General features: G+C 52.4%; 20 protein-coding genes. 7 read left to right on the forward strand and 13 right to left on the reverse strand.

What is annotated here, in order from left to right:
* Positions 1–91: 91 nt before the first annotated feature.
* The 7 genes from FCL42_RS18995 to FCL42_RS19025 all read right to left on the reverse strand — a co-directional run bounded on the left by FCL42_RS18995 (position 92) and on the right by FCL42_RS19025 (position 7,670).
* Positions 92–1,030 carry a LysR family transcriptional regulator gene (locus tag FCL42_RS18995; protein WP_136865012.1) on the reverse strand — a complete coding sequence of 313 codons (939 nt, stop codon included), beginning with the start codon at positions 1,028–1,030 and terminating at the stop codon, positions 92–94.
* Positions 1,031–1,162: 132 nt separating this feature from the next.
* Positions 1,163–2,194, reverse strand: coding sequence for an FAD:protein FMN transferase (locus FCL42_RS19000; RefSeq protein WP_136865013.1), 1,032 nt, complete (start codon positions 2,192–2,194; stop codon positions 1,163–1,165).
* 77 nt (positions 2,195–2,271) lie between these two features.
* Positions 2,272–4,023: a flavocytochrome c gene (locus FCL42_RS19005; RefSeq protein WP_136865014.1), complete on the reverse strand. Its 1,752-nt coding sequence runs from the start codon at positions 4,021–4,023 to the stop codon at positions 2,272–2,274.
* Between the two features lie 15 nt (positions 4,024–4,038).
* Positions 4,039–4,785 carry an outer membrane protein OmpK gene (locus FCL42_RS19010; protein WP_136865015.1) on the reverse strand — a complete coding sequence of 249 codons (747 nt, stop codon included), beginning with the start codon at positions 4,783–4,785 and terminating at the stop codon, positions 4,039–4,041.
* A 276-nt stretch (positions 4,786–5,061) separates the two neighbouring features.
* Positions 5,062–6,276: a sensor histidine kinase gene (locus FCL42_RS19015; protein WP_324612890.1), complete on the reverse strand. Its 1,215-nt coding sequence runs from the start codon at positions 6,274–6,276 to the stop codon at positions 5,062–5,064.
* Positions 6,266–6,940, reverse strand: coding sequence for a response regulator transcription factor (locus tag FCL42_RS19020; protein ID WP_136865016.1), 675 nt, complete (start codon positions 6,938–6,940; stop codon positions 6,266–6,268). Before FCL42_RS19020 ends, FCL42_RS19015 begins: the two co-directional genes overlap by 11 nt.
* 1 nt (position 6,941) lies before the next feature.
* Complete coding sequence (locus tag FCL42_RS19025; RefSeq protein ID WP_136865017.1) at positions 6,942–7,670, reverse strand: helix-turn-helix domain-containing protein; 729 nt, start codon at positions 7,668–7,670, stop codon at positions 6,942–6,944.
* A gap of 240 nt (positions 7,671–7,910) precedes the next feature.
* Here FCL42_RS19025 and FCL42_RS19030 point away from each other — a divergent pair, with 240 nt between their 5' ends.
* A complete protein-coding gene (locus FCL42_RS19030; RefSeq protein ID WP_407644382.1) occupies positions 7,911–8,165 on the forward strand; it encodes a hypothetical protein in 255 nt (84 codons plus the stop codon).
* Positions 8,166–8,213: 48 nt separating this feature from the next.
* On the opposite strand, the gene FCL42_RS19035 is transcribed toward FCL42_RS19030, so the two are convergent.
* Positions 8,214–10,235 carry an alkyl/aryl-sulfatase gene (locus tag FCL42_RS19035; RefSeq protein ID WP_229359910.1) on the reverse strand — a complete coding sequence of 674 codons (2,022 nt, stop codon included), beginning with the start codon at positions 10,233–10,235 and terminating at the stop codon, positions 8,214–8,216.
* A 179-nt stretch (positions 10,236–10,414) separates the two neighbouring features.
* Here FCL42_RS19035 and FCL42_RS19040 point away from each other — a divergent pair, with 179 nt between their 5' ends.
* A complete protein-coding gene (locus FCL42_RS19040; protein ID WP_136865019.1) occupies positions 10,415–11,242 on the forward strand; it encodes a LysR family transcriptional regulator in 828 nt (275 codons plus the stop codon).
* A gap of 74 nt (positions 11,243–11,316) precedes the next feature.
* Here FCL42_RS19040 and FCL42_RS19045 read toward each other — a convergent pair whose 3' ends face one another.
* Positions 11,317–11,934: an esterase/lipase family protein gene (locus FCL42_RS19045; RefSeq protein ID WP_169308456.1), complete on the reverse strand. Its 618-nt coding sequence runs from the start codon at positions 11,932–11,934 to the stop codon at positions 11,317–11,319.
* Between the two features lie 31 nt (positions 11,935–11,965).
* Positions 11,966–12,244, reverse strand: a complete 279-nt coding sequence (locus FCL42_RS19050) for a hypothetical protein (RefSeq protein WP_136865021.1) — start codon at positions 12,242–12,244, stop codon at positions 11,966–11,968.
* Between the two features lie 438 nt (positions 12,245–12,682).
* On the opposite strand from FCL42_RS19050, the gene FCL42_RS19055 reads away from it, so the two are divergent.
* The 3 genes from FCL42_RS19055 (at position 12,683) to FCL42_RS19065 (ending at position 17,979) form a co-directional block, all read left to right on the forward strand.
* Positions 12,683–14,137 (forward strand): catalase, encoded by a 1,455-nt coding sequence (locus FCL42_RS19055; RefSeq protein WP_136865022.1) that lies wholly within the window; start codon positions 12,683–12,685, stop codon positions 14,135–14,137.
* Between the two features lie 340 nt (positions 14,138–14,477).
* A complete protein-coding gene (locus tag FCL42_RS19060; RefSeq protein ID WP_169308457.1) occupies positions 14,478–15,647 on the forward strand; it encodes an amino acid permease in 1,170 nt (389 codons plus the stop codon).
* A 172-nt stretch (positions 15,648–15,819) separates the two neighbouring features.
* Positions 15,820–17,979 carry a S46 family peptidase gene (locus FCL42_RS19065; RefSeq protein ID WP_136865024.1) on the forward strand — a complete coding sequence of 720 codons (2,160 nt, stop codon included), beginning with the start codon at positions 15,820–15,822 and terminating at the stop codon, positions 17,977–17,979.
* Positions 17,980–18,081: 102 nt separating this feature from the next.
* Here FCL42_RS19065 and FCL42_RS19070 read toward each other — a convergent pair whose 3' ends face one another.
* The 3 genes from FCL42_RS19070 to FCL42_RS19080 all read right to left on the reverse strand — a co-directional run bounded on the left by FCL42_RS19070 (position 18,082) and on the right by FCL42_RS19080 (position 20,402).
* Positions 18,082–18,945, reverse strand: a complete 864-nt coding sequence (locus FCL42_RS19070) for a TolB family protein (protein WP_169308458.1) — start codon at positions 18,943–18,945, stop codon at positions 18,082–18,084.
* A gap of 106 nt (positions 18,946–19,051) precedes the next feature.
* Positions 19,052–19,954, reverse strand: a complete 903-nt coding sequence (locus tag FCL42_RS19075; protein WP_136865026.1) for a 1,4-dihydroxy-2-naphthoyl-CoA synthase — start codon at positions 19,952–19,954, stop codon at positions 19,052–19,054.
* 49 nt (positions 19,955–20,003) lie between these two features.
* Positions 20,004–20,402 carry a (deoxy)nucleoside triphosphate pyrophosphohydrolase gene (locus FCL42_RS19080; RefSeq protein ID WP_169308459.1) on the reverse strand — a complete coding sequence of 133 codons (399 nt, stop codon included), beginning with the start codon at positions 20,400–20,402 and terminating at the stop codon, positions 20,004–20,006.
* Between the two features lie 130 nt (positions 20,403–20,532).
* Here FCL42_RS19080 and FCL42_RS19085 point away from each other — a divergent pair, with 130 nt between their 5' ends.
* Entirely contained in the window at positions 20,533–21,255 is a 723-nt protein-coding gene (locus FCL42_RS19085) for a ferredoxin reductase domain-containing protein (RefSeq protein WP_136865028.1), read from the forward strand.
* Between the two features lie 51 nt (positions 21,256–21,306).
* Positions 21,307–22,854, forward strand: coding sequence for a GGDEF domain-containing protein (locus FCL42_RS19090; protein WP_136865029.1), 1,548 nt, complete (start codon positions 21,307–21,309; stop codon positions 22,852–22,854).
* Positions 22,855–22,939: the final 85 nt, after the last annotated feature.

Consider the following 22,939-nt stretch of genomic DNA (forward strand, 5'->3'; position numbering starts at 1 on the left):
GTTAGAGGTTGAGCCAGAGATCGATAATTTCCCTGCGAAAGGCCTGCATACTCATCATCTGCAGGCCTTTTTTATTTTCGCTTTAATCCTATTAACGAATCTGCCTTTCAATAAAAGCAACCAAGTCGTCTTTGAGTTTCGACGTTATCGGGTCGATGCGGTTGACGATGGCGTAGTGGGGGCGAGGGGCGTATTGGTGCAACAGCTCATACTGATCATCGGGCAACCGTTCTGCGCGCAAGCCGCTAATGCGGTTCATAAAATCGGCGGCACAACGGGTTCCTAAAAAGGTAACGCCATCGGATGAGAGCAGGCACTCCATCAGGCTAGCCAGGTTGGTGACCTTAGTTGATATCTCAAAGGGCAGTTGATTCTCTTCGGCGAAAATCTCCATGGGATCCACTTGGTTATTAAAACCACTGACCTGAGTGACAACAAAGGGGTAGGGGGTGATGTTCTCAAGCAGCAGGCTCTGTTGCCAGACTGGGTGGTCTTCTCTTGCAATAACGTAAAGGAAATTCCCCGAGCCGATGTTTTGGAATTCGACAATGGATTTGTGTTGGCTCAAACACTCTTTCATCTGCTGACATTGGCGGTGGGATAAGGTGATGTCGAGTTCGCCATTGGCGACTTTTTTGCAAGCCATCAACTGGTGAGGCTGAACTTCGATGGTGTAGTTATCCAGCTGGCCTTTTAGACATTGATTTAGGTATTCCGGCAAACCCACCGACAGAGTGGTTGAGATGCCCACGGTAATGACCCGCTTACCGCCATTGGCTTTTGGCTGTTGCTGTTCAAGCAGTTGCATCGCCTGTTTGACGTTCTGATAGATCAGTTTGCCTTTTTCAGTGGCAATAAAACCGTGGCGTTTGCGAATAAACAATGAGTCGCCATACCACTGCCTAAGTTCATTGAGGGAGCGGCTGACCTTGGCTTCAGACAGTTTTAATGTCTTGGCACAGGCTTTGGAATTGCCCAGCTCATAGACAGTGAGGAAGATCTTCAGGTCCTGCAGTTTTATATTGTCCATGATGGTGCCAACAGTGCTGGCATCTCCGTTTTGATCTCGTTTTGTTCGAGATTGAGTGAATCCAATTATCAATTTTTAGTAAATCTAACATGGTTACCCCCCTTAATTGTGGGATCTTGAACCCAAACTTTTTTATTCAATGTTTGCTCTAACCCTTGGCCACTCTGGGTTTGTTACGGTTTTTAGCCCTGTGGGTGTGTGGAAGGTAATGCTGATGGCCAGCCGATGTTGACTCGCAAACGCCAGCGCCAGCTTTGGCTGAAAAAGCATCAGTGCAGTGGCATAAGCATCAGCGATGGCGCAGCTAGGGTGAATGACACTGACCGACACCATAGGGCTTTGACTGGGATAGCCAGTCCGCGGATCGATGATGTGGCTAAAACGTTGACCGTTGGACTCAAAGAAGTTGGCGTAATTGCCGGAGGTGGCCATCGCCTGATTGGTCAATGGCACTAGGGTTTGAATCTTAAGGTTTAGGGCCTGGGGCTGAGTAATTGCCACTTGCCACTGGGCTCTGTGAGGGGGAAAGCCCATGGCCTTTATTTCGCCTCCGATTTCGACCAGCGCATTGTTGATGCCAAGCGTTTTTAAGGTTTGGGCGATGGCATCAACGCCATCTCCTTTGGCGATGGCGGATGGGTTCAGTTGCAGCCCCGACACAGTTTTGGTTGCTGATGTGGTTGTTGCATCCAGAGTTAGTCCATCAAGGCCAACCTTGGTGCGCACCATCTCTAACTGGCCACGATCTTTATGGGCCAGATCCCGCTTTTGGGTGGCGAACCCCCAAAACTCGATCAATGGGCCGAGGCTGATATCAAAAGCGCCTTGGGTTTGTTGATGCACTTTCACCGACAATGCCAGCAATCGATAGAGCTCAGGGCTGAGAACCATAGCTTGGTGCTCGGCAGCTTGGTTTAGTAGCGAGATCTCCGACGCCGGATCAAACACCGACATGCTGTGGTTGATGCGCGCTAAGGTGGCTTCGACCGCCTGCTTCACGGCTTTGGCATCTGCGGCTTTTGCTGTGGGTTCATAGCTGATGGCGTAGCTGGTTCCCATGGTGGCACCCGTTAGCTGTACCAAGGGGCTCCCAGAGTTCATGGCACAGGCGCTTACGACCGATAAGGCCGCGAACAGCAGAGCCAGAATGAGTGTGGAGCGCATGATGTTCTCTCCAAAGTGTCTTCATTAAAAAAGGCCAGCGAAGGCTGGCCTTTGGGCGATGATAAATTGCCGAGGCTTTAGTTGTTGGCAGCTTGCTTACCGGCAATGCGGCCAAACACAGTCACGTCGGTGATGGCGTTACCGCCCAAACGGTTCGAGCCGTGGGTCATACCAGTCACTTCACCCGCCGCAAATAGACCTGGGATAATCTTGTCGTTTACGTCCAAAACCTGAGCTTTGGTGTTGGTAACCAGTCCACCCATGGTGTGGTGAACGGAAGGCTTCGCCACCAGCATGTAGAACGGTGGCTGCATGATGGTTTGCAGTTTACCGCGGTGGTTAAACTGAGTGTCCTTGCCCTGTTTCGCAAAACCATTCATGCGTTCAACTTGAGCCATCAGCTGGGCTTTATCGATGCCAAATTTGTCGGCTAGCTCTTCGATGCTGTTGGCTTTGAACATCTGACCCTTACGGTTTAGCTCGTTGAACTCATCCTTGTGGATGCTGACGACGTCGGCGATCTGCTCAATCTCGTTGCCCCACAACAGGTAGGCCTGTTGGTTGGTTTGCGACAAAATGGCACGGCTAATGACGTCACGGCGTTCCAGCTCTTCAACGAAGCGGTTGCCCTCTTTGTTTACCAGCATGGCACCGAAGAAGCGGGAGTCACCAATTAGGGCGATAACGCCAGAGTCGACGTGGCACACCGGGTAGGTCTGGATTGACTCCATGTTGTGGGTCTTCGCATGCAGCTTTTCAGCCATCTTGATGCCGTCACCTTGGATGCCGCGAGCGTTGGTGGTGCCATAACGGCTGTCCAGCTCAGGAACGTATTTGGTACGCATTTCTACGTTGGCACCAAAACCTCCAGTAGCCAAAATCACACCGTCTTTAGCCAGGTAAGTGATGGTTTTACCGTTCTTTTCAGCTTCTACACCGATAACGCGGCCACTTTGATCTTGAATCAGTGCCTTAGCAGTAGTGCGAGTGTGAATTGGGATCTGTAGCTCGTCCGCTTTGGCCATGAACTTACTGATCCATTCAGCACCGGTGTGGTTTTTCGGGATCAAGGCGCGCTTGACGCTGTGACCGCCGAATTGGAACAGCTGATCTTTATAGAAGTCGACCTTAATGTAGTCCCGTAACCACTGCGCAGCAGGCAAAGATTGCTCTGCTAGAATCTGCACCATTTCAGGATCGCCCAGATAGTCGCCCCCTTTGAGGGTGTCTTTCACGAACTGGTCGATGCTGTCTTCGATGCCCATCTTCTTTTGAACCCAGTTGCCCGGTACGTTCATCTGGCCGCCGGTAATAAGGCTGTTGCCGCCCACGGTTGGCATCTTCTCGATGATCACCACGTTGGCACCGGCATTCTTAGCGGTAATGGCGGCACTGAAGCCGGCACCGCCGGAACCCACTACGACCACGTCAAACTTCTGTTCGGCTTTGACGGAATCTTTGTCGGTTTTGGCTTTGGCAGCGCCAGCCAGTAGCACCGCACCACCTGCAGATAGGGAGTTATCTACCGCCTCTTTGAAGGCTTTTGAGGTGACGGTCGCACCACTGATGCCATCCACATCGGTGCGGTTCTCATCGATCATCGCTTGCTTCATTTCGGTAAATACCGAAGCGGCTAGGATCTTATTTTCCTTTTGCTTTAGCACCTGAATGTCAGTGAGCTGGCCATCGGTGACCTCAGTTTGAACCTGAATTTCTCCGTGTTTACCGAAGGCTGAGCCGGTAGAGGTAACGGTTGATGGCGTTTGCTGGGCGCTACAGCCAACCACCAGAGCCATCATGGCGCTGGCGATAAGGGTTTTCTTAAGCATGTTGTGGTCTCTCTGTTAGAAATTGAAGCCGATGGCTACGCCGTACTCGATGCCGTCATTAGGGCTGGAGCCCCAGCTGTCAAAGTGGGTCAGGTGCAGCTTGGTGTAGACGGTGTCGGTTAAGCTGGTTTTCAAGGTGGTGATGATCTGATGGCCGTAGCTGTCATAACCCAATGTGCTTTTGTGCTCGTCATCCCGAGCAAACTGGCCTTCGTAGTTGACGCTGAGTCTGTGTTTTAGGTTGAACGCCTGCATTGGATAGATGGCGTTGATCACCACGGCACCACCGCTGATGCCATCGAAGCTGGCACCGGTAGGGTCAAAATGGGCGGCGCTGTAGTTGAGCCCAGCCCCAGCATTGATAAACAGTTTGTCGAATTTACGGTTGGTGGTCAGGCCCAAGTAGAGGTTATCTTCCATGACGGTGCGGTTGCTGACCAAGAAGTTTTGTAGCCACCAGTTATAGGCGCTGTCACCGATCTGCTTGTCGATGATCATCAAGTTTTTCACCGTCAGCTTGCCGTCTTTACCGTGCTGGGCATCGGCGATTTCACCGGGGTTTTCCAGTTTCAGGTAAGCCAGTAGGGTGCCCCAATCGGCTTTGTTGAAATGGGTGATCTTTACAAACGGCTGATCGTAGGCGCCGCCGTTATCATCTTTGGTGCTGGAGGTGTGGGCCTTGTAGCCCAGATCCAACGTGGTGCCAGCAAAGGCAGAGCCAGTGAGTAGCGCCAAAGAGGCGGCCAAGAGTGTGCGTTTCATCTTCATTCCCTAACGTAATTATGTCAGGCGTCAGAATACGAATTTCTATTAAGATAAATGTGACCTAAAGCGGTCTGGAACGCTTATTGTTGTAATGCTGTGGTATTAGGAAAATAACGAATAAATCTTACTTTTTTGGTTGGCTAATATAGATTGGTTAGCAGTTTTTCCTCTGTGGGATAGTACTTTTTTATTCTGATAAACCCCATTGTCAAAATTAGGTCAAAACTGCATTTCACTTTATTAGATAAAGATCAAAAAAACGGCCGAAGCCGTTTATTTTGAGATGGTGACTTTAGAGACAAATTGCCCGTCTATCTGCTCATTTTGGTATTGCCAGTTAAGTTGGGCCGCCAGTCGCTGTACCAAACTGAGTCCCAACCCAAACCCCGTCGTCGCTCGGTTGGCAATGGAGTTACGTATCTCTATTTGATGCCCGCGCTGCTCAATATGAACCTCGCCCGCCCCGTGCTGTAGGGCGTTGCGGACCAAGTTAGTCAGTAGGATGGCCAAGGGTTCTCTGGCGGCTAATACCTGGGTGTCGTCACCACGAATGAGGATGTCGTCTTGACGTCCATGGGCTTGCTGTTGGGAGTCGCACACCTCTCGGAGCAGTGGTGTTAGCGTTACCCACTCTTTCTCGATGACAGTGCTGTCTTTGTTGGTGAGCCACAGCAAGGTTTCTGTGATGGATCGCATCTGTTCCGTGGCGCGACTGGCGTGCAGTGCCGGTCCAGTTAGGCCATTTTGTTCTAGGCTCATTACCTCGAATGAGGACTGACACACGGCGATGGGAGTGCGTAGCTCATGACTGGCATAGCGAAGGAAATCCAGCTCCCGCTGCTGGGCCTGCTTGAGCTTTTCTAGGGCATTGTCTAGGGCATCGACGATGGACTGCAGCTCGGCGTAACATTGGGTTGGAAAGTCAAAGTGACGCATGGTGCGCCAATCGTGTTGTTTGATGGCGGCGCTGATCTGATGTACCGGCCGAATCACTTGGCGCTGCATGTAATAGGCCAAGCTGGCGGAGACCGTGAAAGTCATGATCACCAGCAGCAAAATGGCGGTCATGTTTTTCGGAGCGAACACCAGATCGTGAGTGGCGTTATAGTGAAGCCACACGTAGTAGATACGATCATTACTGCTGCGGTAGGCCATTAAGCTGTCAATATAGAGGCCGTCCGTATGGGAATATAAAATACCTTGGTCTGGTGTTAGTGGGGTATTTTGATGCAGATCTCGAACCCGTTTTGGCAGTTGGTTCCAACGGGGAGCGACCACGATGTTTTCCGTTTGATAATAATCAAATCCAGTATCCGTTAAATATTTTACGCCACCTTGAGCGGCATTATTCATGGTGATCTCATTCATGCTGAACATGCCGGTGCACATCATACATAACGGAATAATGCTGTTAATGAGTAAGGTGATGGCGAGAAAGGCCAAGCCATATTTCTGGTAGGTGCGTTTAAGGCTTAATTCAGGTTTCATTATCACTGATATGCAGAGTGAGCCCGACACCGCGTACGGTTTTGATTATCGGGCTGGAAAACGGTTTATCCACGATTCGGCGCAGCAGGTGCACATGGCTTCTCAGGCTGTCACTGTCTGGAGGGGTATCGGGCCACAGGCTGCGCTCCAGCTCCTCTCGGGTAACCACCTGAGGATGGCGCTTGGCCAGCAAAGACAGAATTTGCCAACCGGTGCGAGACAGTGGCAATGATTGGCCTTGGCGCTGGGCTTGATGACTGCCCAGGTTCAGCTTCAGATCCCCCAGTTGCAGCAACTTTGGAGCCGGCTTACGCTGGCTTACCACTTTCAGGCGAGCTACCAACTCCGGCAGGGCAAAGGGTTTAACCAGATAATCGTCGGCGCCAGCCTCAAAGCCTTCGAGGCGTTCGTCCAGACTGCCTCGAGCGGTGAGCATGATGATGGGGGTACCCTTACCTTCACGCTGCCACTGTTGGCATAACTCGATGCCGTTGCCGTCAGGCAGGTTGAGATCGAGGATGATGGCATCAAACTGCTGCTGGGCCGCCAAGCGCAGAGCTTGTTGGGCACAATCGGCGTAGTCGCACTCGATCTGATTCAGCTCCAGATAGCGCACGATGTTATTGGCTAGGGGCCAATTGTCTTCAACAAGGAGTACCAGCATGTTAAATCAACTCGAGTCGGTGGGCTTGATGGATCAGGTTGGCGCGATTTTTCGCCGCAAGCTTGGTGCGTAGTGATTCCAGATGATACTCGACTCCACGAATGGTGATGTGAAGCTGATCGGAAATCTCGCGGTTGTGCAGACCATCGGCGGTCATCTGCAGCACCTTTAAACTCACAGGGTTAAACAGCTTTTGCTGCCGAAATGGATTGACGTAATCGCGGCCATAGAACAGCAGTTCCATCTGCATCCGTTGCAGCAGCGGGGTAAGCTGCTCATATTGCTGTACTTCGATGGCTTTGCTGCTCAGCAGAGTGAAGCGCCCTTGCCAATGGGGAGTGTCGGCGATGACCACCGGCCAGCTTAAGATGTGGCTATAACCATGCTGTTGAAACAGTCGCTGCGTTTTTGCGGCCTGAGGCTGCAGATCGAATTGGTAGCAGTAGGGGCCAGATAGCTCTAAGGCTGGCACAAAGTTCGGGTCCAGTCTGAAGAAGTGGGCCGCGTAGGTATTGTATAGCTGATGCACAAAATCAGAGGAGCAGATGACGCCGCGATTGTGCTTAAAGCCGGTGAGTGAGAACAGGCCACCGCCACTGGGCTGACTGAGGTCATGGTAGCTGTTGTTGGCAATGCCCTGATACCAGAATCCCTGAATACCTAAGTGGTTCAGTGCCGTTTGGTAGCTGTCGATGACAGGCTGAATTTGGGTTGGGACGGTGCGCTCCATTGGCCACTCCTGAAATCGGTCTATGGGAAGTTGGCGTTACTCTACTGAGCGAAAATTGAACCGTAAACAGACGGGATTCCAAACTGAAAACTGGTCGGCAAAACCGAATATTTGACGGTTTTTTTGACGTAATTTTGATGGTTGTAATCGTAAACTGGTTGGAAGCTAACCATTTTTAGTTGGCAACTTGGTGTCAGGCGTCCACACTCAAAAGCACAAAACTCAGCTTAGGAAGTGCGGATGGAGATCAATTGGGAGTATGTGGGCTATGCGGCCTCGATAGCGGTGGCCATCTCCTTAACCATGTCTAATATCAAAGCGTTGCGGTGGTGGAATCTCACCGGTGCGGCGTTGTTTGTGGCTTATGCTTGGGCCATCTGGGCATTGCCTGTGTTGCTGGTGAACGCCTTTATCGTGGTGGTCAACATCTACTACTTGATTCAGATCTACCGCATGCCTGCGGATGTGCCCTCTTCAGACTCAGATTCAAAGTGAAGGTGCGCCAACTGGAGTGGGTTCCGAGTTGGCGCGGCGCTAGCAAAATCAAAGCGTGTTAGTGGAGGGGACGATGGCGAAAGAGTCGTTCATCTCGGTCAAAGAGCGGTTTAGTTTAGTCAGTACTTCTGCATCACCGTCCAGTTTTGCCTTGCCCCCTTTGATAAGCTCTGGCAGCGTTGCCAGCCCTAGGTTGAGTGCAAACAATGCGGGTTTGCTCAAGGTCAGAGTGGCGTCGGCCTGTTGGGGTTTTGCCACCTTGATGTTGTTTAGGTTGCCGTTGCTCATCTCCACAAAGTAGGTCTCTTCTAAGTCCGTCAGCACCAGGTTGAGACTGAAACTCAGATGCTGCGCTACGGTGGCATCCACCCTTACCGCTAGATAATCCAATAGGGCACCGACCTCCATCTCTCCGAGCAGGTCTGGAGAATTGGTTTTAATGCGGGTCTTCTGGATGCCATTTCTCAGTTCGAATGCGCCACTGAGATAAACATTACGCCAGCCGGCGGCTTCACTCTGGTAGCCAAGTTGTTCAAACGTATCGGCTAACAGCGCTCGAGCTGGGGCAAAGTCGGGGTCGGCGGTGACCACCTTATTGAGTACGGTGGCAACAAAATGGTACTCCCCTTGATCGAAATCGGCCTTGGCTTTGTCTAGCACCGCCTGTTTGCCTCCCATGTACTCAACGAACTTCACGGCCTCAGCCTTGGTAGGCAGTGGATTTAAGTTGGCGGGGTTCATGTCGAAATAGCCCAGATAGAGGTTATAGACCGCTCGGGCATTGTGACTGTAGGTACCGTGGTAGCCGTTGGTATGCCACGCTTTTTGGATGGTTTCTGGCAGCAGCTTCTGAATCTCCCAGCCAATATCTTGCATCACCACCCCGTTGTTGGCTAAGCGAAGGGACTGGTTGTGGACAAAGCCGTAGTTGTCGCGCTGCAGCTTGAGAAACTGCGTCAATTCGCGGTTGCCCCAGATTGGTGCCGAGTGAGCGGTAAACAAAATCTCGGCATCGCCGCCAAACTCGTGAATCACCCGGTTGATGGTCTTCGACCATTTCAAAGCATCGCGGGTTTTGGCGCCCCTAAGGGTGTAGACGTTGTGCATCCCTTTGTAGGTGAGCTCTGCTCCCCAGATGGCATTGAACTTCGGCAGATAGGCAACGGCTTCTGAGGTGGCTTCGGTACCAGATGCGTCCATAAAGATGAACTCGATGCCATCGATCTTCCAGCTCTCAATGTCGGCGTTGTGGTTGGTTTCTATGGGTTTGATGTAACTGACGGTACCTGGCGTCAGGCCGTTAGACAGCGCCGCATCAACGATGCCAGTTGCGCCGATGGGCAGCACGGTACCGTATTGGTAGCTCACTCGGCGGGTCATGGCATTACCAGCGAGGACGTTCTCGTCGACGATCTCTTTGGTGATGTTCTTTGAGCCGTAGACTTTCACCTCGGGAAACAGTGCTTGCACTCCTTTGGCACCACCAAAATGATCGCCGTGAGAGTGGGAGTAGATCATGGCGACAACGGGCAGGTCGTTCCCTTCTGGCAGGTGTTTAAGGGCAAATTCCAGGGAGGCCTTAGCGGTTTCTAGGCTGGTTAACGGATCAAGAAGGATCCAGCCGCTGTCGCCACGGATCAAACTCATGTTGGCCAGATCGGTGCCGCGAATCTGATAGATGCCATCGGTCACTCGATAGAGCCCTGCGGCTTCGTGGTTGACTTGTCCCTGCCGCCACAACGACGGGTTGACGCTGTCTGGTGCATCCTGCTCTAGGAAGCGATAGTCGTTCCATAGGATGTCGGCGGTTTTCGCATCAAATTTGGCGATCAGATTGTTTCGAGTCTGCTTGAAGCCGTCTTGATTGCTGAAATCTAGGGTTTTGGCAAACTTGCGATTGGCTTCAATGGTGGCTTGGGTCGCGGGCTTGCCTTGGTAGTTAAAGCTTTGCGTCAGCGCATGTTCATCACCGCCTTTGTCATGATGGGTGTCTGACATTGCGGATGGCGAGAGCGTGATAAAAAGTGCGGTGCTCAGCAGAGCGGCAGCCCCAGTTCTGGTTGAATTCATGATGACCTCACTGTCTGTTGGCAACCAGAGTGGAGACCTCATGTCCCACTAGCGTCATTAGTACGGCGTTGACCTGGTCGATTTTTGAACTTCACTCAGTATAGATAAGCACGGTTTGGGATAAATGCCCTGAAACTGATATAAAACATCAGTAGCGCTTATGAATTAGGGGGGGAATAATGGATTTGAACCTGCTGTCGACCTTGGTGAAGGTTTATCAATTGAAGTCATACACGCGGGCCGCGGAGCAGCTTGGCTTGAGTCAGGCGGCGGTGAGCATGCGCATTAAACAGCTAGAGCAGAGCTTAGGGCAGCCGCTGTTCGTTCGCAAAGGACGCTCGATTGAAGCCACGGCTCACGCCAACTACATGATGACCAAATTGGAGCCTGCGTTTGGTCTGCTCAATGAGGCGTTGCATAAGGTGGAGTATCGGGTGTACGCCCCAGATCTGTTGGCTTATGAGCTGGCTAAGTTCGACATCGACGTTGCCATTCCTCCGGCGGAGCAAGAGCAGGTATTTGCTGATATTCGCAACCGTCAGGTGGACCTGGTGCTGGATCTGGTGACCACCATCGACGCCAATGTGATCTGCGAGCCGTTGCTAGAGGAGAAGATCATGGTGGCGGTTGCGAAGGGGCACCCAAGGATTTTGGATGACCTCAGCGAGACGCAGTTTTATCGTGAGCGTCATGTGGCGGTCACTAGCCGTCATCAGAAACAGGTGTTGTTTACCTTGCTGTGTGAACAGCCGAAACCCAGAGTGATTGCCCATACGGCAACGTCATTTGTCTCCCAATTGGCTTACGTGGCTCACTCCGAAGCCATTGCCATTGTGCCGCAGCGGATGGCGCGTTTTGCTAAGCAGCTTGGGGTTAAGTTACTGGAATGCCCGATGCCGATGAAGATGGCACCGATCTCCATGTTGTACCATCGTTCGCTGCAGCAGAACCCCAGCCATCAGAAGCTGCGACAACGGGTGAGAGACGCCGTACAAGCTGAGCGCTGAGTCATAGCAATGGCTAGGGCCACTGGCGCTTCGCTGCAGTGCCTTGTCTGAGAACCGACTCATTTCAACAGCCCCTAACCTTGATCGAAGCGGCCGTATCGAAGGAAGTGGTCGGTCTGTCGAGCGACCTGTGGCGACAGCAGCATGCTGGTGTGACTCACCGGCAGCACCAGATGATCGCTCATCCCTTCAATCTGGGTTTCACTAACCAAGACGGTGCCGTCATTGGGCTGTCCTTGCAGTTGATTGAAGAGGTTACCTACCCCCACTCCAGCATCTCCCGCTAAGCTACCTAAGGCTGCCGTGCCGCCGTAGGTAAGCTCGCCATCGTTGATAAGTCCGTGTTCATGGGCGTTGCCCATAAAGCCCTGCAGATTCCACTGTGCCAGTTGCTTGGCCACCTGAGCTCCTTGATGGGGCGAGCCAAGGCTAACGATGCGAGAGCCTTCAGGTAGAGGGCGCTGCTCGGCGTATTGTCTGGCGAGTACGCCCCCAAGACTGTGGCCCACCAGATAGCAAGGGGTATCAGGGGAGCACAGTGCTTCGATGCGATCAAATAGCCCATTGAGATCGATGTTTAAGCTGTTGTAGCTCAGCCCTTCAATTTGCCACCCCAGAGTTTCCATTAATGCGGATAGGGGTTTCATGATGGTGTGGTGCATATAAAGCCCATGCATCATCACTAACTGCATAGTCACTCCCTGCTTGGTTTGGGGTTGATGTTCATCTGCGACGGCGCAGATCGCTAAGGGTTTCTCCCTTAGGTTCATTGCCATAGTAGTTGTCCGAATTGATGATATCCACATTCAATACCCCGGTAATGGGGCACTGTCGCTGCTTTTTAAGGACTTCTGAACCATAAATCGGCACCCCTTCGGCGTTAAAACAGTGGGCTGCTCGAACCTGAACTGCGCCCGAAGCAGCACCAGGATTGCCTCCTAGCCCTCCTATGGCAAAGGTATGAGTGCTTACCAGCAATAGCGTTGCGATAGTCAGTTTCATGTTGTGATCCTCTTAAATGGGTTCTCTTTCAACCTAGGACAGGGAGGCAATCTACGAGCGTGATAGAGGTTTCAAAGTGTGTATCGGCATGACTGGTTGAATCTGCTGGCGTTGGCTGAAACAACAGTCAACGTCGCCAAAGTAATGTAATTGGAACGATATCGGACGTGTGATGGGGCGGTGTAAATCAATGTAAAGGCATAATTTGCTGAGTATTTTAGGGTTTCTCTCCTCATTAAACTGTGGGGTGGCCAATGGAAGATGGTGTCTTGAACCTAGAGATTCTTAATCGGAAAGTTTAATTAACACAGTCTATCTTATTTGTTTTCGTCGATTGACTGGTGCCCCTATAATCGATTTCAACGATTGAGGAGGCGCTTATGTGGCAAGGCCTTTATGAATGGATTGAACAGCGCGTAAGCGCTCAGGAGAACAATTATGACTCACCGACTGACAGCTCAAAATGGCGCACCTATTAGCGACGACCAAAACAGTTTGACCGCAGGAGCCCGTGGCCCAGTTGCTCTTCAAGACTGGCATCTAATTGAAAAATTGGCTCACTTTAACCGCGAACGCATTCCAGAGCGAGTAGTACACGCTAAGGGAAGCGGCGCTTACGGTACCTTTACCGTCACCAATGATCTGTCTCAGTACACCATCGCTGACCATTTCCAACAAGTGGGTAAGCAGACCGAAGTGGTGGTGCGTTTCTCCACCGTAGGCGGTGAAGCGGGTAGTGCAGATGCCGAGCGCGATCCTCGCGGTTTCGCGGTACGCTTCTATACCAAGAATGGTAACCACGATGTGGTGGGCAACAATACTCCCGTATTTTTCCTGCGTGATGGCATCAAATTCCCAGACTTTATCCACACCCAGAAGCGCAATCCGGCGACTAACCTTAAAGATCCTCAGGCGATGTGGGACTTCTGGTCACTGAATCCGGAAGCTCTGCATCAGGTGACCATCTTGATGTCGGACCGCGGCATTCCAGCCAGCTACCGTCATATGAACGGCTATGGCTCGCATACGTTCTCCATGTGGAATAACAACGGCGAACGTTTCTGGGTTAAGTTCCACTTTAAAACTCAGCAGGGTATCCAAAACCTCAGCAATGAGCAGGCGGATAAACTTAAGGGCATCGATCCGGACCACGCTCAGCGGGATCTGTATGGCTCAATTCAGGATGGCGATAGCCCGAGATGGACCCTGTATCTGCAGATCATGCCGGAGTTGGATGCGGAGAAGTACGACATCAATCCCTTCGACCTCACCAAGGTGTGGCCTCACAAAGACTACCCATTGATTGAAGCTGGAGTGCTGGAGTTAAACCGTAACGCTGAAAACTACTTTAATGAGATTGAACAGGCAGCCTTTGCTCCGTCCAATCTGGTTCCCGGTGTGGGGGCGTCTCCGGACAAGATGTTGCAGGCTCGCTTGTTTGCCTATGCGGATGCACAGCGTTATCGCATCGGTGCGAACTACAACCAACTGCCCGTGAACTGCCCACACGCCAGTCAGGCTAACCACTACCAGCGTGCTGGTGCCTTCGCCGGAACCGCGTGCCCTTATCACGGCGACAGTAAAGAGAGTGGGGTGAACTATGGTCCAAATACTCAGGGCGGCCCAGAGCAGAGCGCTCAATACGCTGAGCCACCACTGCGTTTAAGTGGCGACCTTGACCGTTACGACCGCTTTGCCGAAGAGAACTTTGCTCAAGCCGGTGATCTGTATCGATTGATGGATGAGTCTCAACAGCAAGCGCTGGCAGATACCATCGCGGCAACGCTGTCTCAGGTGACCGTTGAGGTGCAACAGCGGATGTTGGCTCAGTTTGCTGAAGCGGATGCGGGTTACGCTGAGCGTGTTCAGCAAGCCATTGCGAAACGAAGCTAATCGGAAATGGGATTCAGGGTTTCACAAAACTGTGACCTGGATCCCTTGTTTCTGGCTACCCTCCATTGGTAACGTAAAAAGGCAGCGGAATCCCGCTGTCTTTTTGATTGATTCAGGTAGAAATGATGCATTACATCAGTTTTATCGCTCGATTTTGCCAGCCTCAATGGCATTGGAGAGCGTAAACTAATTCGTTAACCATATGCCATTGGGGCTAATTGAACCGACGCAGCGTCGGGATTCAATTGGCGAAGTGGTGTGTGTACCTGCGCAATCCTTCCTCTCTTTTTTCCCCGACTGCTGTAGATTTATCTCATACACTTTTTGCGGGAACACTATTTTGAATAGCAAGCTTATCGGCGCCACCCTCATCGTCGCCGGAACCAGTATCGGCGCTGGCATGTTGGCCCTTCCTATCGCGGTAGCGAACATCGGCTTTTGGCCAGCGATGATCCTGATGGCGCTTATCTGGAGCCTGTCTGGTTACACCGCCCTGCTGCTTACCGAAGCCAACTTACGTACAGGCAAGGGCCTGAATTTCCACAAAATGGTCGGCAATATCTTGGGGCCGGTGGGCCAGGTATTGTGTTCAGCCAGTTTCCTTGCACTGCTGTACGCCCTAACCGCCGCCTACCTGACCGGTGGCGCATCCTTGATTGGCGTTAAGGCTCAAGCGCTATTGGATATCAAGCTGGAATCCACGACTTCCACTTTAATCTTCGCTTGCACCCTAGGCTTGGTGGCTGCATTTGGGGTGAAGTATGTGGATCTGCTGACCCGAGGTCTCTTCACCTTGAAGATGGTAGCCCTGATGATCCTAGTGGCGCTGCTGGTGCCTAAGACCGAAGTGGCTAACCTTCAATTCGCCCTGTCCTATTTCGATGGTTCCCTGTGGATGGCGGCGTTGCCACTGATCTTCACCTCCTTTGGTTTTCACGTTTGTATTCCACCGCTGGTGAAATACCTCGATGGCGATCTAAAGCAGATCCGCATGGCATTTTTGCTGGGAAGTGGCCTGCCGCTGCTGTGCTACAGCCTGTGGCTGCTGGCGGTGATGGGGCCCCTAGGCGCCGAGCAACTAAAGCTGCTGGCTCAAGGAGATGGCCTAGCCAATCTGGTGGGCGCCATGACAGAACTGACCGGCTCTGGCCGCATCGGCACCTTGGTCACCTTGTTTGCCGACTTGGCGTTGGTCACCTCTTTCGTCGGCGTGACGTTAAGTCTGTATGAGTACTTGAAAGAGCTGCGTGGCGGTGAAGTGGGTCGAGTGGGTAACTGGCTGGTTACCTTCGCGCCGCCGCTGGTACTGGCGCTGGCAATGCCAAAAGGCTTCATTGCGGTACTGGGTTTTGCCGCCATTCCGCTAGCGGTACTGATTGTGTTCTTGCCGGTGGCGATGGCCCTGAAGAGCCGTGAAGCAAGCCAAGGATATCAAGTCGCTGGGGGGAAAGGTGCCATGGCGCTGGCGACCGTTGCAGGGGGATTAATCGTTATTGCTCAGCTGCTGTAATATTTTGTTATTAAATAATTACGGTTTTTAAGTCGTTAGGGGAGAAAACCACCGTAACGGCGCTCAAGGAATCCCGACCGCTGTGATACAGTTGTCGGGATAACTTTTTGGTAACACCTGAAAGCAACGAGAAATCGCCCGCGAAAGACGGGCCATATTCAAGGAAATAATAATGAAAAAATGGTTAGCTTTGGCAGCAATCACGTTGCCGATGACCGCAATCGCAGATGAGGGGATGTGGCAGCCATATCAGGTGCCAGCCCTAGAAGATAAGCTCAAGGCGATGGGCCTAGAGTTGGATGCCAACAGCATGTCCAACCTAGATGCGTTCCCGATGAACGCCATCATCAACTTTGGTGGCTGTACTGCGTCTTTCGTTTCTCCAGAAGGCTTGGTTGTCACCAACCACCACTGTGGTTACGGAGCCATTGCGTATCACTCCACTCCAGAAGACAACATTCTGGAAAATGGCTTCCTGGCTAAGACCAAAGGGGAAGAGAAGAAACCGGTTCCGGGTTATAAGATCTGGGTAACCGAGTCCATGGTGGATGTGACCGACAAAGTGCTGGCGGGAACCTCCCCAAGCCAGAGCGGCGAAGCTTACTACAAACAAGTTCAGAACAACCGCAAGGCTCTGGTTGCCGAGTGTGAAGTCAGCGACGACTACCGTTGCAGCGTTTATAACTTCCACCGCGGCGCTCAGTACTTCCTGATCAAAGAGCTTGAGATTCGTGACGTTCGTTTGACCTACACCCCAGCGATGTCTGTCGGTAAGTACGGCGGCGACATCGACAACTGGATGTGGCCTCGTCACACTGGTGATTACTCCTTCTTCCGTGCCTACGTTGGCAAAGATGGTCGCCCTGCGGACTACAGCGAAGACAACGTCCCTTATGAGCCAAAGCGCTTCTTGAAAGTGAGTGCCAAGGGCGTTGAAAACGGTGACTTCGTGATGGTTGCAGGCTACCCAGGCCGTACCAACCGTTATCGCACCAGCTACGAAGTGCAGAACGCCTTCGAGTTTACCTACCCGAAATCTCGCGTTGCCCGTGAAGAGCTTATCGAACTGATCAAAGAGACCGCTCCCGATGGCAGCGATGCTCGCATCAAGTACGAAGGCACTTTGGCCAGCTTGGCCAACTACGCTAAGAACTTCCAATCCATGGTTGAGGGTTACCAGAAAACTGGCATCCTGCAGGCTAAGCTGGATGACGAAAAAGCACTGACTGACTGGGTTGACGGCGAAGGCGATCGCGCAGCCAAGTATGGCGGTGTGATTGAGCGCGTGAATGAGCTGGCTAAAGAGGGCAATGCCCACGGCGAGCGTGACATCATCCTTGGTTATTTGCGCTACAACCAGATGACCGGCATTGCCAATCGTCTGTACCGTCTGGCTCATGAGAAGCAGAAAGCGGATCTGGATCGTGAGCCTGGCTATCAGGAGCGTGATTGGGATGGCATCGAAGCCAGCATGAAGCGTGTTGACCGTCGTTTCGACATCGCTGTGGATAAAGCGATTCTGGCTCATCAGCTAGAGAAGTACGCAGCCCTGCCACAGTCTGAGCGCATTGAAGAGCTGGATCGCATCTTCGGTTTGAGCGGTAAGTTCGACGCTGACGCGTTGGCGACCAAACTGGACAGCATGTACGCCACCACCGATCTGGGTGATCTGGATACCCGTTTGGCGTGGATGGACAAGTCCGTTGACGCCTTTAAAGCCAGCAACGACCCATTCATCCGTTATGCGGTTGCCATGTACGACACTCGCATGGAAGCAGAGCACAAAGACAAAGACCTGGCCGGTCGCATGCTTCAGGTTCGCCCTGACTACATGGCCGCCATCATCGCTTACAACCAGAGCAAAGGCCTGCCTGTCTACGCCGATGCAAACTCGAGCCTGCGCCTGACCTTCGGCAGTGTGATTCCTTACTCTCCGCAGGATGGTTTGGTTGCGGTGCCTTTCACCTCACTGGAAGGACTGGCAGCGAAAGCCACCGGCGTTGAGCCGTTTGATGCCTCTGAGAAGCAGCTGAAGCTGATTAAAGATAAGATCTACGGTCCATACAAGAGTGACGTATTGGGCAGCGTGCCAGTTAACTTCCTGACTAACCTGGACAGCACCGGTGGTAACTCTGGTTCCCCAACCATGAACGCCCGTGGCGAGCTGGTTGGTCTGTTGTTTGACGGTGTGTATGAGTCAATCACTGCCGATTGGGACTTCAACATCGAGAAGAGCCGTTCTATTCACGTAGACAGCCGCTATATGTTGTGGGTAATGAAGTACCTAGACGGTGCTGAAAACCTGATCGAAGAGATGGAAGTGGTTGAGTAAACTCAACGGCTAAATCATCAAAAAGCGCCCAATAGGGCGCTTTTTTTATGCCAGAGATCGTCGATCTACAGTGTAAAAGTAAGCACAAAAGGTCAACAGACCCTAATTCTTATCCACCAATGCCAAGTGCTTCCCGTCTGGGCTGATGGCCAAGCGGCCGATGTTGTTTACCCCAAACGGCGCCAGATCGGCCACTACCGACCAATCCTTCTCACCGGGTTGCCAGCGCACCAGTTCGCTGCCTCGGCCTGCAAAGATGCTGCCATTGGGATGCCAAGTGTAATCCTCACTGATGGGATTAATGGCGATCAGCGATTTCATTGTCTTTTCAGCAGGATCGAAGGCTTTGATTACCCAAGTACCGTCTACCTGTTTGCGGACAAAACTGAATTGGTTGCTGTTTGGAATGACGTGCAGGCTGCGACCAACGTTGGCTTGCACAAAGTGACGCTCATCGGCAGCGTCTCCTAGTGGTTCGAAATAGAGGTTGTAGCCATAGCGTGCCCAGATTAGGGTGCCAACCTCGGTCTTTTGGGCGTAGTAACCTGCGGGAATCATGCTGTTGATGCCTCGGCGTCTGGGTTCGCCAAGGTTTTTCTGCCATACGCTTTGGTGAGGAACCCCTTCCTGAACCACATAGGTGATCACCCCCGCCTTGGGGCTCTGAGGGGAAAACTCGTTCTCTGTTGGGGTGTTAGTGAGGTTGGTTAGCCCTGTTTCACCGAGCTTATGGCGATAGATGTCCATCTGCTCCATGGAACGATTACTGGAGAACAGCAGGTACTGGCTGTCGTGACTGAACGCCGGTTGGTTGTTGTAACCCTTGTGATCTGACACTTTGACAGGTGAGTGAGGCTGCTGCTGCGGGCTTAGGTCGAATAGCAGCATGTCTGAAGCCTGAGTTGTAAGGCTAAGGCCAAAAAATGAGGCGAGCGTAGCAGCCTGTAAATAGGGGCGAGAGGTCATAGCAGTCCTTGCGTAGTATTTGTAATAACCCCAACCTACCAACATAAAAAAAGTGCTGCAAATAGCAGCACTTAGTTTTAGTTTTTGCCTCGGTTTTGGGCGTGACTTAGTAATGCCAAGGGAACTTGCCAAAGTCCTGATCGCGCTTTTCAAGGAAGGCGTCTCGCCCTTCCTGAGCTTCGTCGGTGCCATAGGCCAAACGTGTGGCTTCACCGGCGAACAGCTGTTGACCGACTAAGCCGTCATCGGGCAGGTTGAAACCATATTTGAGCATACGCATCGCCGTTGGCGACTTGGAGTTGATCTCTTTGGCCCAGCGCAGGGCTTCGGTTTCTAGCTCAGCGTGAGGAATTGAACGGTTTACCATGCCCATATCAAAGGCTTCATCGGCGCTGTAGTTAAAGCCGCAGAAGAAGATCTCTCGAGCACGTTTTTGACCGATCATTTTCGCCAGATAGGCGGAGCCGTAGCCAGAGTCGAAGCTGGCCACATCGGGATCGGTCTGTTTGAAGATGGCGTGCTCTTTGGACGCCAAAGTCAGGTCACACACTACGTGCAAGCTATGGCCACCACCGACGGCCCAGCCAGGCACTACCGCGATCACCACCTTGGGCATAAAGCGGATCAGGCGCTGCACTTCAAGGATGTGTAGACGCCCCATGCGAGCGATGTCGGCGGTACCGGCTTCGGCGCCTTCATATTTATAGCCATCTTTGCCACGGATACGTTGATCGCCACCGGAGGAGAATGCCCACTGGCCTTTGGCGGATGGACCATTGCCGGTCAGCAGTACGCAGCCAACGTCAGACCATTGGCGAGCGTGATCCAGAGCGATGTAGAGTTCATCCACGGTTTTGGGGCGGAACGCGTTTAGGCAGTCGGCGCGATCGATGGCGATGCGCACGGTGCCTTGATCTTTGGCGCGGTGATAGGTGATGTCTTCAAAGTCGAAGCCCTCTACCTCATCCCACAATTTAGGATCAAAAATATCGGATACGGCGTTGGTCATAATAAGCCCCTTATCAATCAAGTTGCCCAAGGCTAGGAGGAAAAGTGAGTTAGGTCAATGCCATTCGCTGGCTTTGCAAGCGGTGTAACAGAGGAATGTCGGCAGGTGCTAGGGTCGTGGTGTCCACCTGAGTAATAGCTTGCCATTGGTAGCGATCATGGCTGCCGGTCAAGACGATTTTTTGAGGCAACCAAGGGCAGATAAAGCCATGGAGACGCACCGATTTATCACCATAGTGATGATCACTGTAACCAAGGTAGTCACCGACGCTTAAGTCGATGCACAGCTCCTCCTTGAGCTCTCGTGCCAGCGCCTGCGCTAAAGACTCTCCAGGTTCCTGTTTGCCACCGGCGAACTCCCACAGTCCTCCTTGAGAACCCTCGGGGTGGCGCCGGGCCAATAGAATTTGGTCGCCATCAATAATGAGGCCACAACATACGTCGATCATCTCGGGATCCATTCACTGGGTTTTGCCACAGTATACCCTGAATCTCCTTTAGCAATTGTGGCACAGTCCACTGTCGCATCATGAGGAGTAGGGTAGACTGCCCGCTTCGCTAGTCTCATGTGTGGTTGATATGCAAACGTATCCTGCGGTGGTGGCCTTCCATCGAACTCTAAATCATGATGTGCACCATATCGGCTTTAAGCCGTTGACTGAGGTGGACATTAAGCCAGGGCAGTATCTGGAAGTGTGTCTGGATAACGGCTGGTGTGTGCCTTACTCCGTGGGCAATGACCCAACCCAGTCACAATTACTGGAGTTGTACGTGCAGCATCTTCCCGAAGGAGATGCCAACATTCGGGTAATTGAAGCCACTCAAGAAGGTGCCGAGGTGACCTTGGCTGCCAATGGCAAGATCTTTTACACCCCTGAGTGGGACAAGGTACCGTTGGTGTTGTTGGTGGCAGGTTGCGGCATCAGTCAGGCGCGCAGCTTCATTGAAGCCAGACTGGCGTCTGGTTCCGCACAGCCGGTCTACCTGTGTTGGGGCGGCGGTGATGAGCGAGAGCTGTTTCCATTGGAGCAGCTTACTCAATGGAGCAAAGACAAGCGCTTTATGGCCGACCTAACCCTGGATCGTCCAAGCGATGAGTGGACGTTTGCTAAAGGCACCGTGGTCGATACCGCCTTAAAGGGCCTTACCTGGATGACTCCCAAAGAGCGCAGCCGCGCCAAGGTGGTGGTGACCGGTTCACCCAATATGGTCGATGCAACCCGAGCTCGATTGGCTGAGGCGGGCTTTGCTGCTGACAACTTGCTGGCGGATCAGGATTACTATCAGGTAAGAACTCTGTAAATTCTGTCATTTGCTGCCACACTTTAAGACGAGCTTGGGTGTGGGGGCGCGATGACCTTAAAGCGTTTGGTATTACTGCTGTCGCTGGTACTGGTATTGGTACTGGCGGCCAGCTATTGGGTTATCCGTAGCTGGATGCTGTTGCCAATGCTGGAAATCCGTGTTGCAGAGCAGCAGTGGCATGAGGTCCATAGTGTTGACCAATGGTTGATGCAACAGCAGCGCTTGCTGGGTGATCGGGCTCAGGGGATGGACTATCAGCAGTGGGCGGTTTCCGCTCTTAAAGAAGAGCCGCTGCCGTCACCGGCCTCTTCGGGTGAGTTGGCGCTTACTTTTTACCCCTCTCTTATTCTTGCTGCCGACGCCCATACTCAAATTGTTCCCATCGATGCGCTGCCCATATTCAGTGCAGAAAGCGCCTTTGTGCGCGCCCGATTGATGCCGACCATGCTGCCGGAAACGCAAGTCAGCCGCCAAGGCATGGTGCAGCAATCGGGTCGGCTCTACCTCTATGCCACCACCACCTTATGCCTGACAGGCAAGCAGAATTGCAGCTTGGGCTACTTAACTTTGGTTAAGGAGTTGGAGCCGGATTCGTTGACGGAGTTTTTTGGTGAGCTGGGGATCATGATTAAGCTCAGGTCAGCGCAGGGGAGCGATCTATCACTGCCGCAGCTTGGCGGCGAGTTGGCTTTTACCGACGCTCTGTTTCAAAGAGAGTTGCTGGTTGTGGATTCTCTAGAGCAGCCGGTGTGGGTGATGAGCATTCAGCATCTGCAACAGCTCAATACCAAGGTGGAGTGGCGAGAGTGGATCGCCTTGCTGCTGATCTTCCTTATGGTTCCTGCGTCCAACTACCTGATCTGGAAACTGTTCATTAAGCCGTTGGAGTATGGATCTCAGCAGTTGCAGCAGATGGAGCGAGAGCAGAGTTACCGCAAATTGACCATGAGACCCAATGTGCTGGAGTTTCAGATTCTGGTTAAAGCCTTTAACGGTTTGATTGGCCGCGTCGAGAAGCAGCGGGAACAGCTTCACTCCCTTAGCCAAACCGATGCATTGACCGGCCTTGCGAATCGCCGGGGCATGGAGCAGTTTACCGAGCGCGAGTGGCAGCGATTGTGTCGTGCTCGTTATGGCATGGCCGTACTGATGATGGATATCGATGACTTTAAAGCGTACAACGATAAGTATGGTCATCAGGCGGGGGATGACTGCTTAGTGGCGGTCTCCAGAGAGATAAAACGGGTGGCACGTCGAGGGGAGGATCTGGCCTGTCGTTATGGGGGCGAAGAGTTTTGTGTGGTTTACGTGGAACTCAAGCCGGAGGTGGCATTGGAGCTGGCAGAATCGATTCGCGTGAAAGTGGAGGCGTTGCATAAAACCACGGCGCTAATTCGGCGTCCGGTAACCATCAGTATTGGTGTATCCGTGTTGGTGCCCGGGGATGACGCCGACAAACAGTTTTCCGGCTTTGAGCAGCTGATTCGCATTGCCGATCAGCAGCTGTACCTGGCAAAGCAGCAGGGTAAAAACCGCATCAATCATTGGCTGTCTTGCCGAGATGCACAATCCGGCGTAGATGCTAAGCCTAAGTAATTAACTTATAAACAAAAAATAAAAAACAGAGTTTAACTGGTTAAAAACCGACCGTAACTGCCCATCAAGATGGCTTTCCCTTGCC

Source organism: Ferrimonas aestuarii (assembly GCF_005116665.1).
GTDB classification, from domain to species: domain Bacteria; phylum Pseudomonadota; class Gammaproteobacteria; order Enterobacterales; family Shewanellaceae; genus Ferrimonas; species Ferrimonas aestuarii.

What these genes read in the sequence shown, in the direction of transcription:
- FCL42_RS18995 (WP_136865012.1), bottom strand. Translation starts at nt 1,030, where the DNA reads ATGGACAATATAAAACTGCAGGACCTGAAGATCTTCCTCACTGTCTAT.
- FCL42_RS19000 (WP_136865013.1), bottom strand. Translation starts at nt 2,194, where the DNA reads ATGCGCTCCACACTCATTCTGGCTCTGCTGTTCGCGGCCTTATCGGTC.
- FCL42_RS19005 (WP_136865014.1), bottom strand. Translation starts at nt 4,023, where the DNA reads ATGCTTAAGAAAACCCTTATCGCCAGCGCCATGATGGCTCTGGTGGTT.
- FCL42_RS19010 (WP_136865015.1), bottom strand. Translation starts at nt 4,785, where the DNA reads ATGAAACGCACACTCTTGGCCGCCTCTTTGGCGCTACTCACTGGCTCT.
- FCL42_RS19015 (WP_324612890.1), bottom strand. Translation starts at nt 6,276, where the DNA reads ATGAAACCTGAATTAAGCCTTAAACGCACCTACCAGAAATATGGCTTG.
- FCL42_RS19020 (WP_136865016.1), bottom strand. Translation starts at nt 6,940, where the DNA reads ATGCTGGTACTCCTTGTTGAAGACAATTGGCCCCTAGCCAATAACATC.
- FCL42_RS19025 (WP_136865017.1), bottom strand. Translation starts at nt 7,670, where the DNA reads ATGGAGCGCACCGTCCCAACCCAAATTCAGCCTGTCATCGACAGCTAC.
- FCL42_RS19030 (WP_407644382.1), top strand. Translation starts at nt 7,911, where the DNA reads ATGGAGATCAATTGGGAGTATGTGGGCTATGCGGCCTCGATAGCGGTG.
- FCL42_RS19035 (WP_229359910.1), bottom strand. Translation starts at nt 10,235, where the DNA reads ATGAATTCAACCAGAACTGGGGCTGCCGCTCTGCTGAGCACCGCACTT.
- FCL42_RS19040 (WP_136865019.1), top strand. Translation starts at nt 10,415, where the DNA reads ATGGATTTGAACCTGCTGTCGACCTTGGTGAAGGTTTATCAATTGAAG.
- FCL42_RS19045 (WP_169308456.1), bottom strand. Translation starts at nt 11,934, where the DNA reads ATGCAGTTAGTGATGATGCATGGGCTTTATATGCACCACACCATCATG.
- FCL42_RS19050 (WP_136865021.1), bottom strand. Translation starts at nt 12,244, where the DNA reads ATGAAACTGACTATCGCAACGCTATTGCTGGTAAGCACTCATACCTTT.
- FCL42_RS19055 (WP_136865022.1), top strand. Translation starts at nt 12,683, where the DNA reads ATGACTCACCGACTGACAGCTCAAAATGGCGCACCTATTAGCGACGAC.
- FCL42_RS19065 (WP_136865024.1), top strand. Translation starts at nt 15,820, where the DNA reads ATGAAAAAATGGTTAGCTTTGGCAGCAATCACGTTGCCGATGACCGCA.
- FCL42_RS19070 (WP_169308458.1), bottom strand. Translation starts at nt 18,945, where the DNA reads ATGACCTCTCGCCCCTATTTACAGGCTGCTACGCTCGCCTCATTTTTT.
- FCL42_RS19075 (WP_136865026.1), bottom strand. Translation starts at nt 19,954, where the DNA reads ATGACCAACGCCGTATCCGATATTTTTGATCCTAAATTGTGGGATGAG.
- FCL42_RS19080 (WP_169308459.1), bottom strand. Translation starts at nt 20,402, where the DNA reads ATGATCGACGTATGTTGTGGCCTCATTATTGATGGCGACCAAATTCTA.
- FCL42_RS19085 (WP_136865028.1), top strand. Translation starts at nt 20,533, where the DNA reads ATGCAAACGTATCCTGCGGTGGTGGCCTTCCATCGAACTCTAAATCAT.
- FCL42_RS19090 (WP_136865029.1), top strand. Translation starts at nt 21,307, where the DNA reads ATGACCTTAAAGCGTTTGGTATTACTGCTGTCGCTGGTACTGGTATTG.